The organism is Methylibium rhizosphaerae (assembly GCF_006386545.1).
Lineage (GTDB): Bacteria > Pseudomonadota > Gammaproteobacteria > Burkholderiales > Burkholderiaceae_C > Pseudorivibacter > Pseudorivibacter rhizosphaerae.
In genome coordinates this window covers 1-14,396 of the sequence record NZ_SWAR01000070.1, presented here as the reverse complement: position 1 = coordinate 14,396, position 14,396 = coordinate 1, and the positions used below count along the sequence as shown (strand labels likewise).

Here is a 14,396-nt window from a genome sequence, read left to right as displayed (position 1 = left end):
GATCCAGCTGCACTCGGTGAACCTGAACATGCCGGTGGGCGTGCCGCCGCAGAACCTCACCAAGCCCGAGATCGTCAAGATCGACATCGACGAGAAGAGCGTCGTGTACTGGAACGGCTTGCCCACCGCGGGTACAGACGACCTCAAGGCCCGGATGCAGGGCGCGGCCGAACAGGCGGTGCAGCCGGAGGTGCACCTGCGGCCGAACAAGCTCGCGAAATACGAAGTGGTGGCCACCGTCCTCGCGGTCTCGCAGCGCATCGGCCTCACCAAGATCGGCATCATCGGCAGCGAGCAGTTCGTCGAGTAGGAGCAGGACGCATGAACTTCGCGCTCAACCAACCCAGCCCGCCGCCGTTGCGCCGCGCCAGCGGCTTTCTTGCGGTGGTGCTGCTGCACGTGCTCATCGTCTACGGCCTGGTCAGCGGCCTCGCGCGCAAGGCGGTGGAGGTGATCAAGAAACCGCTGGAGACGCACATCGTGGAGGAAGTGAAGCTGCCGCCTCCACCGCCGCCGCCTCCGCCGCCGAAGCAGATCAAGCAGGAGCTGCCCCCGCCGCAGGCCGCACCGCCGCCGCCCTACGTGCCGCCGCCGGAGGTCATGCCGCCGGCTGTGGCCGCCCCGGCCATCGAGGCGGTGAGCACGCCACCCGTCGAGCCGCCACCGCCGATCGCGCCGCCTGCTCCGGCACCCGCGCCGGCCGGGCCGGTGCGTACCGACATCTCGGTGGCCTGCCCGCAGCAGGTGGCGCCCGAGATGCCGGCCAAGGCGCTGCAGGAGGGTATCGGCGGCGTGGTGAAGGCCTCGGTGCGCATCAAGGCGGGCAAGGTCGTTGACGTGCAGATCCAGTCGGGGCCGCGCGTCTTCCACAACGCGGTGCGCGCCGCCATGAATCGCTACCAGTGCGTCTCGTCGGGTGACGAGGAAGTGGTGGCCATCCAGGAGTTCGTGTTCAAGATGGAATGAGGCGCGCCCCCGGCGGCGGGGTGTTCCTTGAGAGCTCAGCGGCGGTCCGAGAGGCCGCCGATCGTTCTGGTGAAGCTCCATGCGGCCGGGGCTCGGTCCGTCAGCGAGTGGCAGATGGGGGACACCTCGTTCGTGCCACCGCTGCAGGGCGTGTCCCGGTCGAGCGACCAGAAGTGCAACCCGGCCATGCGGTGCTTGCGCACCAGACCGGCCAGCGCCTTCGCATCTTCCAGCGTGAACACGTTCTCCACCACGTCGTTGACGCCGATCATCGGCGTGAGCTCGATGCGCGAGAGCGGCACACCGTACTTGCGCGACACATTGCGCGCGGCCTGCATTGCCGAGGCCGCCATGTCGCAGCGGCCCTGGGCGACCACGCAGTTGGTGCGTTTGGCCGGGCCGTAGTCCATCACCATCAGGTTGACCACGTAGTGCTCGGGGCCATGCCTGCGCAGCGCTGCGAGCACACGTTCGCCCGTGGCATTGAGGCTGCCGCGGCTGCCGTCGCTGGCGGCCAGCGTGGCGATCGTGAAGCTCATGCGCAGCCGCGGGTGCTTCTTGCTCGCTGTGCGAATGCGCAGCATCAGAGCATCGATCTGCTCCTGCGTCTGCGTCCCTTCGATGTCGAAGTCGAGCCCGATCAGCTGCGGCGAGCTGTAGCGCGCGATGAACGCTTCCATGCCGGCGTCGCTGGCGCAGGTGAACACGCCCTTGGCGCCGCCGGTCGAGACGATGTAGTCGATGCCGGCCGCGTTGAAGGCTGGCACGTTGGCCTGCGCGAACTTGTCCGCGTCCACGCCCATCCAGGTTTCCTCGCCGCATTCGCCTACGGCGAAAGCCCAGGTGAGCGCCTTGACGCCGGCCGGGAGCGTGGATCGGCCGTGAGCGACGAGCGGCTGAATCTGGCCTGTCGCTGCCGTACCGAGCTCGAGAGTGCCGGGCTGGAGCGCGAGGGTCACGTCCTTGTATGGGCCGAAGACGAATCGATCGGCGCCGCTGCCCCGATCGTGGGCGACGACTGAGCCGGACATGCCGCAAGCGATCGCGACCAATGCGATGGCGTGTCGGGACAGGGGGGCGGGTCTGCGTTTCATGCGGTCTTCAAAAAAGAAAAAGGCGGGGTAGTGATACCCCGCCAACACTCTGCTCCGAAAAGCTGAGATCAGATCTGCCCGCGAATGCCGAAATAGATCTGGCGGCCGTTCTTGTAGAACGCGCGCGGCTGATCCGGCGTGGAGGCGTACGACTTCAGCACCGGGTCGTTCAGGTCCTTGCCCTCGATGGTGAAGGACAGGTTCTTCGACAGCTTGTAGCCCAGCGAAGCGGACAGCGTGCCGATTGCGTCCTGGTAGATGGCGCTGTTGCGGTTCAGGCCGTTCAGGAACTTCGAACGATAGTTGTAGGCCAGGCGGGCGTTGAACGTGTCGTTCTCGAAGAAGGCACCCAGGTTGTATGTGCTCTTGGAGGTGCCCACCATGTCGCAGTTGCCGGTGGCGGCGCAGGCCGAACCGGGTGCCTTGCCGGTTTCCTTGCCGTCTGCGTACGTGTAGTTGGCGTTGAAACCGAACCCGTAGCCGAGGTCTTGCACATAGGCCAGTTCGACACCGCGCACGCGGGCCTTGGTGTTGGTGGCGGCGCTCAAGGTGTACACCGTGTCCATGCCCGCCGACTGGTTGAAATAGGTGGCGGTGTACGTGCCGTATGTCACGTACGAGGACATGTCGAGCGCAAATGCGTTCGCGGACACCATGGAGCGCGAGCGGGGGCCGAAGTACCACTCCACTCCCAGGTCGAAGTTGTTCGACCGAACCGGCTTCAGGTTGGGGTTGCCGCCGGTGCCGGTGCGCTGGATGTCCTGCAAGCTGAGCGCGCCGAGCGAGCCGATCTCCGGTCGGGCCATGGTGCGGCTCGCTGCCGCGCGGCCGATCAGGTCCTTGGCCAGCTCCACACGCACGTTCGCGCTCGGCAGGACGTCCGTGTAGTTGTTCTCGGTGATGATCGGGTTCCACACGTTGTTGGGCGAACCGTTGGCGACCTTCACCTCCGTGCGTACGACACGCAGACCGAAGTTGCCGCTGACGTTCGATCCCACGTTGAAGTCGGCCATGCCGTAGGCGGCAGTGGCGCGCTCACGAATATCGAACTCGCTCTGGTACGCGTGGTTCGTGAAGGTGACGAAACGCTCGCCCCAGGCGTTGACCGCTTCGGGTGTGAAGGTCCAGGCACCGCTCAGCATGTTGGGCAGCGGGCTGGTCGGGAAGGTCGTCAGGCCGTTGGTCGGCGCGTTGGCCAGATCGCCGGCGCCCGCGCCGAGCGTGCCTTGCAGCCACTCGAGCGTGCGCCTGTGATTCGCCGAGCGCAAACCGAAACGCACGACCGGAATCGCTTCCGCGTCGAGATTCAGCGTGGCGTCTGCCTGCGCGTAGTCTTCCTTGTCCCTCGCGGTGATGTCCGAGGCCCAGCCGCCGAAGAAGGGCGCGCCGGTGCGCGGCGAGAAGGTGCCTGCGTTGTCGATGATCACGGTGGCCGGGGCGTCGAGCCCGTGCAGCGTGATGCTGCTGCCGGAATAGGCGTTCCAGACCTCGTAGCCATAGTCGCGCGCATGGCCGGTGCCGCGCGTGGTGCCGGCCTTGCCCTTGACACGCAGTCGGTCGTTGACTCGCCAGTCCGCGTCGAAGTTGAGGAACTTCGACTCCATGTAGGAGCCGGGGCGGGAGATCACATCCTGCACTGATGCGCCCATGGCGGAGCAATCCGCCACCGGGCAGTTCGACGGGAAGGTCAACGACGTGATCGTGTCGCCGGTGATCGTGTAGCCGCTCGGGACCGCGCTGTTCGCGTCGTTCGACCAGTTGTTCGACAACACCTGATAGGGCGACAACATGAAGTTGGCGTTGATGTTGGTCGCGTCCATGCGGCTGGCGAAGGCGCTGACGTCCAGGGTCAGGTCGTTGGTCGGCTTGACCTGCACATCGATCAAGCCGCCCTTGCGCACCCGCTCTTGCTGGAACAGCACGGAACCCGTGAGCAGCGAAATGTTCTTGCCTTCGACTTCCGGGTTTGCGGCGATCCATGCCGGCGCGAACCAGGTGGCGACCTTGTCCCACCACAGGAACTCCTGCCCCATGCGCCGCAGATGCCGCTTCTCGTGGAAGGCTTGCACCAGCACGCCTACCGTGTTGTCCTCGTTCTTCCAGTTGATCAGGCCGCTGATCTGGGCATCGGTCTTCTTGGCGGCTTCGGTGTAGGCGCCTTCGAGCGAGCCCATGGCGCTCAGGCCGGGCTGGAAGCTGAAGGGCTTGCGCGTCTCGATGTCCACCGTGCCGACGCCACCGCCTTCCACGAGGTCGGCACGCGAGGTCTTGTAGACCTTCACGTTGCCGATCAGCTCCGAGGGAAACAGCGAGTAGCTGACGCTGCGGCCGCCGCCGGTGATGTTGTCGACGTACCAGTCGCCCGACGACACGGTGTGACCGTTCAGCGTGGTCAGGGTCATGAACGAGGGCGTGCCGCGGATGGCGACGCGGTCGTTCTCGCCGAAGCCGCCTTCGGCCCCGCCAGCCGTTGCCACGCCGACGCCCGGGACGCGTTGCAGCGAGTCGGCGACGTTCTTGTCGGGCATCTTGCCGACGTCTTCGGCCGTGATGACTTCAACCAGCGTCTCGGAATTGCGCTTCTGCTCGAGTGACTGCTGCAGCGAAGCCCGGATACCGCGCACGATCACGGCCTCCATCTGTACCGGCTTTCCGGCGGGCTTCTTGGCCTCTTCGGCTGTCTGCTGCTGCTGGCTGGGCTCCTTTGCCTCCGCCGCCTGTTGCTGGCTGGGCTCCTTCGTCTCAGCTGCCGTCTGCTGCGCCTGGGCAGCAAAGGCGGCGCTCATCAGCATGAGCGCGACGGCTGAAGCGACGGGTGTTGGCTTGCTCTTCATGTTCACCTCTGGGTTGGGCCTCTGTCTCTCGGATGGATGCACGGCGGCCTTGTTGCGACACGGTCCTCGCGGTGCCCTCGCTTCCCGTTCTGGGGCGGGAATGCGACGGGCACTGGCGTTACAGCTCTTACGCACGATGCATGCCACTATGCTACCACTGCGTGCCAGTGTGGTACCACTTAGTAGAAACGCGGGTTTTCACTCGGAGATGTGCTGACGCAACACTCGATGAAGGGGCTCCTGCGGTCCGGGTCTTGGCACAGAAGCGGTGCAGTGGTACGCAATAGGGCGCCCCACTGGTATTATTCAGGTGCATATCCTCCGGAATCGAAGGCGCCGAAAGAACAACACATGAATTCGCTGGCCTCCTTGGTCCAGGCGCTCGACGCCAACAGCAGCCAGCCGCTGTACCAGCAGCTGCAGCGCGCGCTGCGCGACGCGATCGAAAAGCGCGTGCTGGGTCCTGAAGACGCCTTGCCGTCCGAGCGCCAGCTGGCCGCCGACCTGGGTGTTTCACGCATCACCGTGCGCAAGGCGATCGACGGGCTGGTCAGCGAAGGGCTGCTGGTGAGCCGCCAGGGCTCCGGCAACTTCGTGTCGGCGCGCATCGACAAGAACTTCGCCAAGCTCACGTCGTTCTCCGAAGACATGCGCGCCCGCGGCCGCAACCCGCACAGCGTGTGGCTCGGCCGGTCGGAAGGCACCGTCACGCCTGAAGAAGCGCTCAAGCTCGCGCTCAGCCCCGGCACGCTGGTCTACCGCTTCAACCGCCTTCGCTATGCCGACGACGAGCCGATGGCCATCGAGCTCGCGACCATGGTGGCGTCCTGCCTGCCGCCGCTGGCCGAGGTGGGCGAGTCGCTGTATGCCTCGCTCGAGTCGCTGGGCAACCGGCCGGTGCGGGCGCTGCAGCGCCTGCGCGCGCTGTTGCTCAATGCCGAGCAGGCGAAGCTGCTCGAAGCGAAGGAGGGTGATGCCGGGCTGCTGGTCGAGCGCCTGGGCTATCTGCGCGACGGCCGCGCGATCGAGCTGTCGCAGTCGTTCTACCGCGGCGACAAGTACGACTTCATTGCCGAACTCAACGCCGCCTGAGCGGCCGAGGCGGCGACCTCAGAAGTCGCAACGGCTGGGCAGCGGCGGCTCGGCCGCCGGTACGTCGTCGAGCCGGCTCACGCCACGCTTGCGCAAGGCCTGCACCTGCCGCATGACCTGCTGCGGCGACAGCACCTGGCCGCGCGCATGGAAGACCCAGTCGACGTCCTGTTCATACAGCCGCGGCTCGGCGCTCGGTGCCATCAACCCGCCCGGTGAGAACCAGAGGTTGAAGCTCACCGTCATGGGCACCACCGGGTAGTTGCGCCCGCCGTGTTCGGCCAGCAGCCGGCCGTCGAGGTAGTGGCGCGTCCTGCCGCCGGCCACCTGCATGACCAGCAGGTGCCACCCATCGACCGAGGCGAACTCCTCGTGCGACTGGTTGTGGGCCTGCCAGGGCTCCACACGCACCGTCTGCCAGGTGATGCCGTACAGCCGGGTGCGCTCGCTGCCCCAGCCGCCGTTGGGCAGGTACTCCCAGTCGATCTCGCTGAATTCGGGGTCGAAGTCGAAGCGCAGCGGGCTCACCGCGTAGAAGGTCTGCACGACCGGGTCGCCGTCCGCGCCGGAGGACGGCTGGTCGCGAAAGCGCACCCGGGCGGCGTAGGTGCCCTCGAGGTACTTGCGGGCATGGCACAGCTGGGCCTGGGTGGTGCCCGCCGGCGTGCCGTCGGTGCGGGCGGCCAGGCGCAGCAGGCGGTTGCCGCGCTGGTCCGGGTCGTCGAGCAGCGAAACCGCTTCGGCGCTCCAGTTGGCGCCCGGCACGCCCGGGTGGCCGGCGGCGGTCCGCACGGTCCAGCCGCCTTGCGCCAGCTCCTGCGCTGCCAGGTAGGAGAAGTCGTCGAACCAGAGCTGGGCCGGCGGGCTGGCGGCTGCCGCGGCATCGGCCAGCGCGAGGGTGGCGCACAGGAGCGCCGTCTTGCAGCGATGCAGCATGTTCAGTGGGCAACCGCCTTGGGCTCGCCGCCATCGGCGGACGGCTGCGCCTGCGCCTTGTCGGCGTCCGGCTGGGCGCCGGGGATCTTCACGAAGAACAGCAGCACCAGGGCCGGCACGCCGCAGCCGATGGTCCAGAGGAAGAAGCTCTGGTAGCCCATCGCCAGCTGGATGTCGCCGCTGATGGTCTTGGAGAGGATGAAGCCCAGCTGCATCACGCCCGAGCCCAGCGCGTAGTGCGCGGTCTGGAAGCGGCCCGGTGCGACCGCCTGCATGATGTAGAGGATCATGCCGACGAAGCCGAAGCCGTAGCCGCCCATCTCGATGGCGATGGCGGCGCTGATGTGCAGCGTGTCGGCCGGCAGTGCGGTGCTCAGGTAGTAGAAGACCATGTTGGGCACCGCCATCGCGACGATGAGCACCGGCATGGCGCGCTTGAGGCCCAGCCACGACGTGAAGTAGCCGCCGAGCACGCTGCCAACCAGGAACGCGATCGTGCCCACCAGGCCGTAGGTGTCGGCGACCTGGCTGGTGGTGAGGCCCAGGCCGCCCTTGTCGCGGGCCTCGAGCAGGAACAGCGGGCCGATGGTCTGCACCTGGCCTTCGGCAAAGCGGAACAGCACGATGAACAGCACCGCGAGCCAGATGCCGGGCTTGCGGAAGAAGTCGATGATGACTTCGCGCAGGGTCCGCCAGATGCCGGCAGCGGTGAGGTCGGAGTGTTCGGTGTTCAGCGAGCCGGGCAGCGCGTAGGCGTTGTAGCTGGCGGCCACGACCACCAGCACCGCGAGCATCGCGAACACCGTGGTCCAGGCGTTGAAGACACCCATGGTGCCTTCGAGGTAGCCGGCCAGCTTGAGCACGCCGCCCAGCATGAGGAACCGTGCGCAGTTGAAGAAGGCGCCCTGCCAGCCGGCGTACTGGGCCTGCCGCTTGTTGTCGAGCGAAGCCATGTACAGGCCGTCGCAGGCGATGTCGTGGGTGGCCGAGGCATAGGCGATGAGGAACAGCACGCCGATGGCCGCGCCGAACCACACCGGCAGCTGCAGCGCCACGGCCATGGCGCCGAGGCCGAGTGCGCCGAGGTATTGGGTCGCCACCACGATGAGCTTCTTGCTGCGCGCCAGCTCGAGGAACGGGCTCCACAACGGCTTGATGGCCCAGGCCACGCCGAGCAGGCCGGTCCAGCGGGCGATCTGGTCGTTGGCCACGCCCATGTTCTTGAACATGAGGCCGGCCATCAGCATGACCACGAAGAACTGCAGCCCCTGCACGAAGTACAGCGTGGGCACCCAGCGCATGGGCGAACGCAACGGGGCTGCGGCGGGCTGGGCGTCGTCGTGCATGGCGGGGTTCACGAGGCAGTTGCAGGGTGGGGCGACAGGCTGACCGGCGAGCGGCCGGGGGCGGCGGTGAGGCCGCAGAGCCAGTCGCGCAGCGCGGCGAGGGCGCCTTCGGCATAGCCCCAGGTCACCACCGCCGGTGCGGCGATGTCGAGCGCCTGGAACGGATTCCACAGCGCCAGGTGCAGGTCCACCGGCGCGGCGGCGGCTGCGGCCGGATAGCGGCCGCGGTGGTTCGACACCAGCAGGTTGAACTTGCCGTCGCGCGGCAGCAGGCGTTCGTCGAGCTGGCGCAGGTCGTCGAGCAGCAGCACCTGCACATGCGGGAAGTCCGCGAACAGCGTCATCACCTGTTCAGCCGATAGGCCGGCTTCGGAAACGCCGTCGCCGTCCACGCGGCGCTGGGTGATCACCCGCAGGGTGGTGTTGCGTTCGGGCACGCATGCATGGCCGAAGGCAGTGAGCCCGCGGGCCCAGCCGGCGCGCATCAGCGCTTCGTCGGTGCCGCGCTGGGCCGGCGGATAGTCCTTCGGTGCTGCCGGGTAGCGTCGTGCCAGCGCATCGAGACGTGCGGCCGCGCGCTGTGCCGCTTCGAGTGCAAGCTCCCCGGTGCGCAAGGCTGCGGCCAGCGCCTCGATGGCGGCCGCCTGTTCGGCCTGGGTGCCTTGCGCGAGCGGCATGTCGGCACCGGCCTGCAGCGCGAGCACCGCGGCGCGCGCATGGCCGTAGCGTTCGTGCACGGCCTTCATCATCAGCGCGTCGGTGATCACGACGCCGTCGTAGCCGATGGACTCGCGCAGCAGGCCGCCCAGCACGCGCCTCGATAGCGTGGCGGGGTGTTCCGGGTCGAGCTGCGGATACACGATGTGGGCCGTCATCATGGCCGGCGCGGTGGTCGCTAGCGCGCGGAACGGCTTCAGCTCCAGCGCCTCGAGCTCGGCCAGCGACTTGTCCACCGTGGGCAGCGCATGGTGGGAATCGACGTGCGTGTCGCCATGGCCGGGGAAGTGCTTCACGCAGCAGGCCACGCCTTCGGCGAGCGAGCCGCGCATCCAGGCGGCCGCCAGGCGCGTCACGGTGTCGGCGTCTTCGGCGAAGCTGCGTTCGGCGATCACCGGGTTGGCCGGGTTGTTGTTCACGTCCAGCACCGGCGCGAAGTTCCAGTTGATGCCCAGGCTGGCCAGGCCGCGCGCGACGGCCGCGCCCACCTGTTCGGCCAGGGTCTCGTCGCCGGCGGCGCCCAGCGCCATGGCGGCCGGCGCCTGCGGCAGGAAGGTGGCGCGGACCACCGAGCCGCCTTCCTGGTCGATGCCGATCAGCGCGTCGGGGCCCATGGCTTCGCGCAGGTCGGCGGTGAGGCGGCGCACCTGCGCTTCGGTGCCGAGGTTGCGGCGGAACAGGCACACCGCGCGGACGTGATGCCGGCGGATGAAGGCGGCGGTGTCCGCATCGAGCGACTGGCCGGGGATGTCGATCATCACCAGCCGGCCGGGGTGGAAATCGGGGCTCATTCAGTGCGTCCGGGTGACTTTGGCCAGGTGCCGCGGGCTGTCGGGGTCGAGTCCGCGTGCGCGTGCCAGCGCTTCGACCATCGGATAGAAGCTCTGCACCGCGGCGATGGGGTCGAGGTCCTCGGCGCCGGTGGGCACCAGCGGCAGTTCGCTGCCCGGCGTGCCGGCCGGTGCTGCCAGCAGCACGCGCGCACCGCGCTTGCGCATCTCGTCGGCCAGCGCGAGCAGGCCCGCCTGCGCGGGGCCGCGCGGCGCGAATACCAGCAGCGGGTAGCCTTCATCGATCAACGCCATCGGCCCGTGCTTCACCTCGGCGCCTGAAAACGCCTCGGCCTGGATGCCGCAGGTTTCCTTGAACTTGAGGGCGGCCTCCAGCGCGATGGGCAGGCCGGTGCCGCGGCCGATGACGAACAGGCGATCGGCGTCGGCCAGCGCATCGACCGCGGCGCGCCAGTCCTGCTGCGCGGCGCGGTCGAGCACGGCAGGCAGCTGCTGCAGTGCGGCGAGCAGTGCATCGTCGCCTTGCCAGGCGGCCGCCACGCGCGCGCCGGCCACCAGCTGGGCGATGTAGCTCTTGGTGGCGGCCACGCTGGTCTCGGCGCCGGCATGCAGCGGGAAGGTCCACTCCGAGGCCATGGCGAGCGGCGACGCTGCATCGTTGACGAAGGCGACGGTGCGCGCACCGCCATCGCGGAAGAAGCGGGTGGGCGCCACCAGGTCGGGGCTCTGGCCCGACTGCGAGAACGCCAGCGACACCAGGCCGTCGCAGATGAGGCGCGACTGGTACAGCGTGATGAGCGACATCGGCAGCGACGTGACGAGCCGGCCGAGCCGGGCCATCACCAGGTAGGCCATGTAGTGCGCCGCATGGTCCGAGCTGCCGCGGGCCACCGTCAGCATGGCCTTGGGCGGCAGCTCGCGCAGGTTGGTGCCCAGCGAGTGGTAGGCATGGGCGTCGGCAGCCAGCAGCCGCGCGACCGCATCCGGCGCCTGCCGGGCCTCCTCAAGCATCCGCGAGGTCAATCTCTTCTCCTTCGACGATCACACGTTGCAGTTGCAGCTCGCGGTCGAGCACCACCAGGTCGGCCCAGGCGCCTGCCTGCAGCCGGCCGCGGTCGGCCAGGCCCAGGTAGTCGGCGGCATAGGTCGACACGCGGCGCGAGGCGTCCTCGATTTCGAGGCCCAGGCCGACGAGGTTGCGCAGGGCCTGGTCCATCGTGAGCGTGCTGCCGGCGAGCGTGCCGTCGGCCAGGCGCACGCCGTTCATGCACTTGGTCACCGAGTGGCGGCCGAGCTTGTAGTCGCCGTCGGGCATGCCGGTGGCGGCAGTGGAGTCGGTCACGCAGAAGAGGCAGGGGATGGCGCGCAGCGCGGCCCGAATGGCGCCCGGGTGCACGTGCAGCAGGTCGGGGATGAGCTCCGAATACTTCGCATGAGCGAGCGCCGCGCCCACCATGCCGGGCTCGCGATGGTGCAGCCCGGTCATCGCGTTGAACAGGTGGGTGAAGCCGCTGGCGCCGCGGGCGAGCGCCGCCACGCCGTCCTCGTAGGTGCCCAGCGTGTGGCCGATCTGCACCTGGAAGCCGGCGCCCCGCAGCTCCTCGACGATGTCGAGGTTGCCCGGCAGCTCCGGCGCCAGCGTGATCAGGCGGATCGGCGCCAGCGCATGCAGCGAACGGATCTCGGCGACCGAGGTGGGCCGGGCGAAGTCGGGCTGCGCGCCCAGCTTGCCGGGGTTGATGTAGGGGCCTTCGAGGTGCACGCCCAGCACGCGGGCGCAGCCTGGTGTGCGGCTGCGGCATGCCGGGCCGACCGCCTTCATGGCCAGCTCGAGGTCGGCCAGCGGCGCGGTCATGGTGGTGGCGAGCAGCGACGTCGTGCCGTGGCGCGCGTGCATGCGCGCGATGCGGTTGGCCGCCTCGCCGCCTTCCATGATGTCGCGCCCGCCGCCGCCGTGGACGTGCTGGTCGATGAAGCCGGGCAGCACGATGTGCCCGGCTTCATGCCGCACCTGCGGTTCGCTGGCGGGCTCGCCGTCGATGCGGACGATGCGGCCGTTGTCGTGTTCGATCACGCCGCGCAAGAAGCCTTGCGGCGTGAGGATGTGCCCCGTGATGCGCTTCATGGCACTCATGCGTCTCTTCTCATTTCGGCCACGAAGCCATAGTAGTCACTGCGGCAATACGAGTGAGTGAGTTCCACCGGCAAGCCACTTTCAAGATAACCCACGCGGGTGATGAACAGCACCGCATGGTTGCCCGGCACGCCGAGCAGTTGTGCGAGCTCGCGCCCGGCGTTGAGCGCGCGGATGTGCTGCAAGGCTCGCACCGGCGCCTTGCCCAATGCGGCAAGGTGGGCGTACAGCGATGCGTCGACCTGGAGTGGATCGGGCAGCGCCGCCTCGGGCAGCACGCTGACCTCGTAGGCCATCACCACCTCGTCGGCCAGGCGCAGGCGTTCCAGCCGTGCCACGCGGGCGCCGTTGGAAATGCCCAGGCTGAGCTGCTCGTCCGGCGAGGCGGCCGAGAAGGTGCGGTGCAGCCAGCGTGACGACGGCCGGTAGCCGCGCTGGTGCAGTTCCTCCGAAAAGCTGGTCAGGCGCGACAGCGGTTGCACCAGCTTGGGGGCGATGTAGTTGCCCGAGCCCTGCCTGCGCACCACCAGGCCCTGTTCGACCAGCTGGTCGATGGCGCGCCGCGCGGTCACGCGCGACAGGCTGAGCGACTCGGACAGCACGCGCTCGGACGGCAGCGCTTCGTCCGCCTGGTAGTGCCCGTCGCGGATGGCCTGCGCCAGCGTCTGCGCCAGCTGCAGGTACAGCGGCGAGGCTTCCCGCACGTCGGGATGGAACTCGAAGCGCAGCCGCGTCATGCCAAGGCCCTGGCGAGCGATTGCCGCAGCAACTGCAAGGCGCCGTCGGCGGCGTCGCCCGCCGGGCTGACGATGCGCGCCGCCAGCGTCGCCGCGAACCGCGGTGCGAGACGCTGGCCGATGCTGCCCGTCACCGCCAGCGGCAACTCGCCGGCGGGGTCGAGTGCCTGCGCGATGCTTTCGAGGGCGCCGACGGCGTCCGCCAGCAGCCGGGCCGAGCGGGGGTCGTCGGTTTCGGTGTCGAAGATCAGCGGAGCGAGCTGCGCATAGGCATGCTGGCCGGCACGTTCACACCACGCCAGCAGCGTGTCTCGGTCGCGTCCGGCGATCTGCCAAACCTTGTGCACGAGAGGGCCGGCCGGGGCACGACCATCGCAGGCGCGGTGCGCCTCGCGCATCGCCCGCAGGCCCAGCCACGCGCCGCCGCCTTCGTCGCCGATCATGAAGCCCCAGCCGCCGACAGACACGCGCTCGCCGTTGCGGCGCACCGCCTCGCCCACGCTGCCGGTGCCGGCTGCCACCACGGCGCCCGGGCGCCCGGCGTGGGCCCCCAGCACGGCGGTATAGGCGTCGGTGTCCAGAACGACGTGGGCGAAGGCCGGCGCGGCCTCGAGGAACGATTCGCAGCGCTGCGGCACATGCGCCCCCGCCAGGCCGAGCCCGATGGCGCAGGTGGCGGGCAACCCCTGCGGCAGCCCGGCCGCATCGAAGGCGGCGGCGACCGCCTGGCCGATGTGACGCCAGGCCTGCTCGATGCCCTGGCCCAGACCGGACGGCCCGGCGCGGCCTTCGCCCAGCGCGGTGCCGTCGGGCCTGCAGAGCCGCGCCCGCGTGCCGGTGCCGCCACCGTCGATGCCGATCAGGTGGCTCACCCGCTCGAGCGCGAGCAACGGGGAGGCGTCTTGGGCTTGATTCATTGATACCAGTCTAGTACCAGAAATACCAGATTGTCAATTGGTATGCAGCTTGGGTGCTCTTGCGGGTATTGGATGAGAGGCGACCTTGCTTTGCGTTGCCGCATACCAGTTCGAGCCATCCGCCCCCGGACGCGTCGTCGGCAGCCGTCGCTACGAGTTTGAATGGGCGGGGGCTTGGCGAACAGCGTTTTGCGCTGCTAGAATCTCCAGTTCCTCGCCGCGGAGGGGTGCCCGAGTGGCTAAAGGGGGCAGACTGTAAATCTGTTGGCTTACGCCTACGCTGGTTCGAATCCAGCCTCCTCCACCAAGGCGAACTGTGAACGAAGTAGAGGTACCGGAAGCAGTACCGGGTTGTGTGCGGTTCGGTTTGGCCGGCGAAGAGTGATACCGCGCTGAAGGCATTGGCGATGCCCGAAGCGGCTCCTTGGCGGGAGTAGTTCAATGGTAGAACCTTAGCCTTCCAAGCTAATGACGCGGGTTCGATTCCCGTCTCCCGCTCCAAACCCAGGCGAATCGAGGCTCGTTGTGAGCCCGTTCGTGCTTGTGGTCGGTAGTGTTCTGGGTTTGCTGTGCGGCGAGTCCAGGCCAGTATCGATGCCCATGTGGCTCAGTGGTAGAGCACTCCCTTGGTAAGGGAGAGGTCACGCGTTCGATCCGCGTCATGGGCACCACCAGCACACCGTCAACAGCGTTGTTTCGCTAGGAGCTAGAAATGGCAAAAGGCAAGTTTGAGCGCACGAAGCCGCACGTGAACGTGGGCACGATCGGGCACGTGGACCATGGCAAGACGACGCTGACGGCGGCGATCACGACGGTGCTGTCGACGAAGTTC

13 protein-coding genes and 3 tRNA genes are annotated in these 14,396 nt (G+C 68.2%); 7 read left to right on the top strand and 9 right to left on the bottom strand.

Features of this window, described 5'->3' with window-relative positions:
* The coding region (locus E8D38_RS26755; RefSeq protein WP_140637329.1) for an ExbD/TolR family protein at positions 1 to 310 on the top strand (310 nt) is incomplete at its 5' end.
* A gap of 11 nt (positions 311 to 321) precedes the next feature.
* Positions 322 to 966 (top strand): energy transducer TonB, encoded by a 645-nt coding sequence (locus tag E8D38_RS26750; RefSeq protein ID WP_140637328.1) that lies wholly within the window; start codon positions 322 to 324, stop codon positions 964 to 966.
* A 35-nt stretch (positions 967 to 1,001) separates the two neighbouring features.
* Here the strand turns inward: E8D38_RS26750 and E8D38_RS26745 are convergent, their stop codons facing one another.
* Both E8D38_RS26745 and E8D38_RS26740 read right to left on the bottom strand, forming a co-directional pair.
* Entirely contained in the window at positions 1,002 to 1,997 is a 996-nt protein-coding gene (locus tag E8D38_RS26745; protein WP_140637327.1) for a glycoside hydrolase family 18 protein, read from the bottom strand.
* Positions 1,998 to 2,128: 131 nt separating this feature from the next.
* The gene (locus E8D38_RS26740; RefSeq protein ID WP_140637326.1) at positions 2,129 to 4,894 is read right to left on the bottom strand and encodes a TonB-dependent receptor; all 2,766 of its coding nucleotides are present in this window, start codon (positions 4,892 to 4,894) and stop codon (positions 2,129 to 2,131) included.
* A 351-nt stretch (positions 4,895 to 5,245) separates the two neighbouring features.
* On the opposite strand from E8D38_RS26740, the gene E8D38_RS26735 reads away from it, so the two are divergent.
* Complete coding sequence (locus E8D38_RS26735; RefSeq protein ID WP_140637325.1) at positions 5,246 to 5,986, top strand: GntR family transcriptional regulator; 741 nt, start codon at positions 5,246 to 5,248, stop codon at positions 5,984 to 5,986.
* 18 nt (positions 5,987 to 6,004) lie between these two features.
* Here the strand turns inward: E8D38_RS26735 and E8D38_RS26730 are convergent, their stop codons facing one another.
* The 7 genes from E8D38_RS26730 to E8D38_RS26700 are packed head-to-tail and all read right to left on the bottom strand — an operon-like array spanning position 6,005 to position 13,564.
* A complete protein-coding gene (locus tag E8D38_RS26730; RefSeq protein WP_140637324.1) occupies positions 6,005 to 6,922 on the bottom strand; it encodes a glycoside hydrolase family 16 protein in 918 nt (305 codons plus the stop codon).
* 2 nt (positions 6,923 to 6,924) lie between these two features.
* A complete protein-coding gene (locus tag E8D38_RS26725; RefSeq protein ID WP_140637323.1) occupies positions 6,925 to 8,268 on the bottom strand; it encodes an MFS transporter in 1,344 nt (447 codons plus the stop codon).
* 8 nt (positions 8,269 to 8,276) lie between these two features.
* Positions 8,277 to 9,776 carry a beta-N-acetylhexosaminidase gene (gene nagZ, locus E8D38_RS26720; protein ID WP_246099714.1) on the bottom strand — a complete coding sequence of 500 codons (1,500 nt, stop codon included), beginning with the start codon at positions 9,774 to 9,776 and terminating at the stop codon, positions 8,277 to 8,279.
* Positions 9,777 to 10,799 (bottom strand): SIS domain-containing protein, encoded by a 1,023-nt coding sequence (locus tag E8D38_RS26715; RefSeq protein ID WP_246099712.1) that lies wholly within the window; start codon positions 10,797 to 10,799, stop codon positions 9,777 to 9,779. It abuts the gene before it with no gap.
* The gene (gene nagA / locus E8D38_RS26710; RefSeq protein WP_140637322.1) at positions 10,780 to 11,910 is read right to left on the bottom strand and encodes an N-acetylglucosamine-6-phosphate deacetylase; all 1,131 of its coding nucleotides are present in this window, start codon (positions 11,908 to 11,910) and stop codon (positions 10,780 to 10,782) included. Before nagA ends, E8D38_RS26715 begins: the two co-directional genes overlap by 20 nt.
* Positions 11,907 to 12,647 carry a GntR family transcriptional regulator gene (locus E8D38_RS26705; protein ID WP_140637321.1) on the bottom strand — a complete coding sequence of 247 codons (741 nt, stop codon included), beginning with the start codon at positions 12,645 to 12,647 and terminating at the stop codon, positions 11,907 to 11,909. Before E8D38_RS26705 ends, nagA begins: the two co-directional genes overlap by 4 nt.
* Entirely contained in the window at positions 12,644 to 13,564 is a 921-nt protein-coding gene (locus E8D38_RS26700) for a glucosamine kinase nucleotide-binding domain-containing protein (RefSeq protein WP_140637320.1), read from the bottom strand. The genes E8D38_RS26705 and E8D38_RS26700 overlap by 4 nt, the downstream gene beginning before the upstream one ends.
* Positions 13,565 to 13,785: 221 nt before the next feature.
* Between E8D38_RS26700 and E8D38_RS26695 the strand changes: the two genes are divergently transcribed.
* The 4 genes from E8D38_RS26695 to E8D38_RS26680 all read left to right on the top strand — a co-directional run.
* Positions 13,786 to 13,871, top strand: a tRNA-Tyr gene (locus tag E8D38_RS26695).
* Between the two features lie 120 nt (positions 13,872 to 13,991).
* A tRNA-Gly gene (locus E8D38_RS26690) sits at positions 13,992 to 14,065 on the top strand.
* A gap of 95 nt (positions 14,066 to 14,160) precedes the next feature.
* Positions 14,161 to 14,235, top strand: a tRNA-Thr gene (locus E8D38_RS26685).
* 41 nt (positions 14,236 to 14,276) lie between these two features.
* A partial coding sequence (locus tag E8D38_RS26680) for a GTP-binding protein (protein ID WP_239216528.1) occupies positions 14,277 to 14,396 on the top strand: 120 nt, incomplete at its 3' end.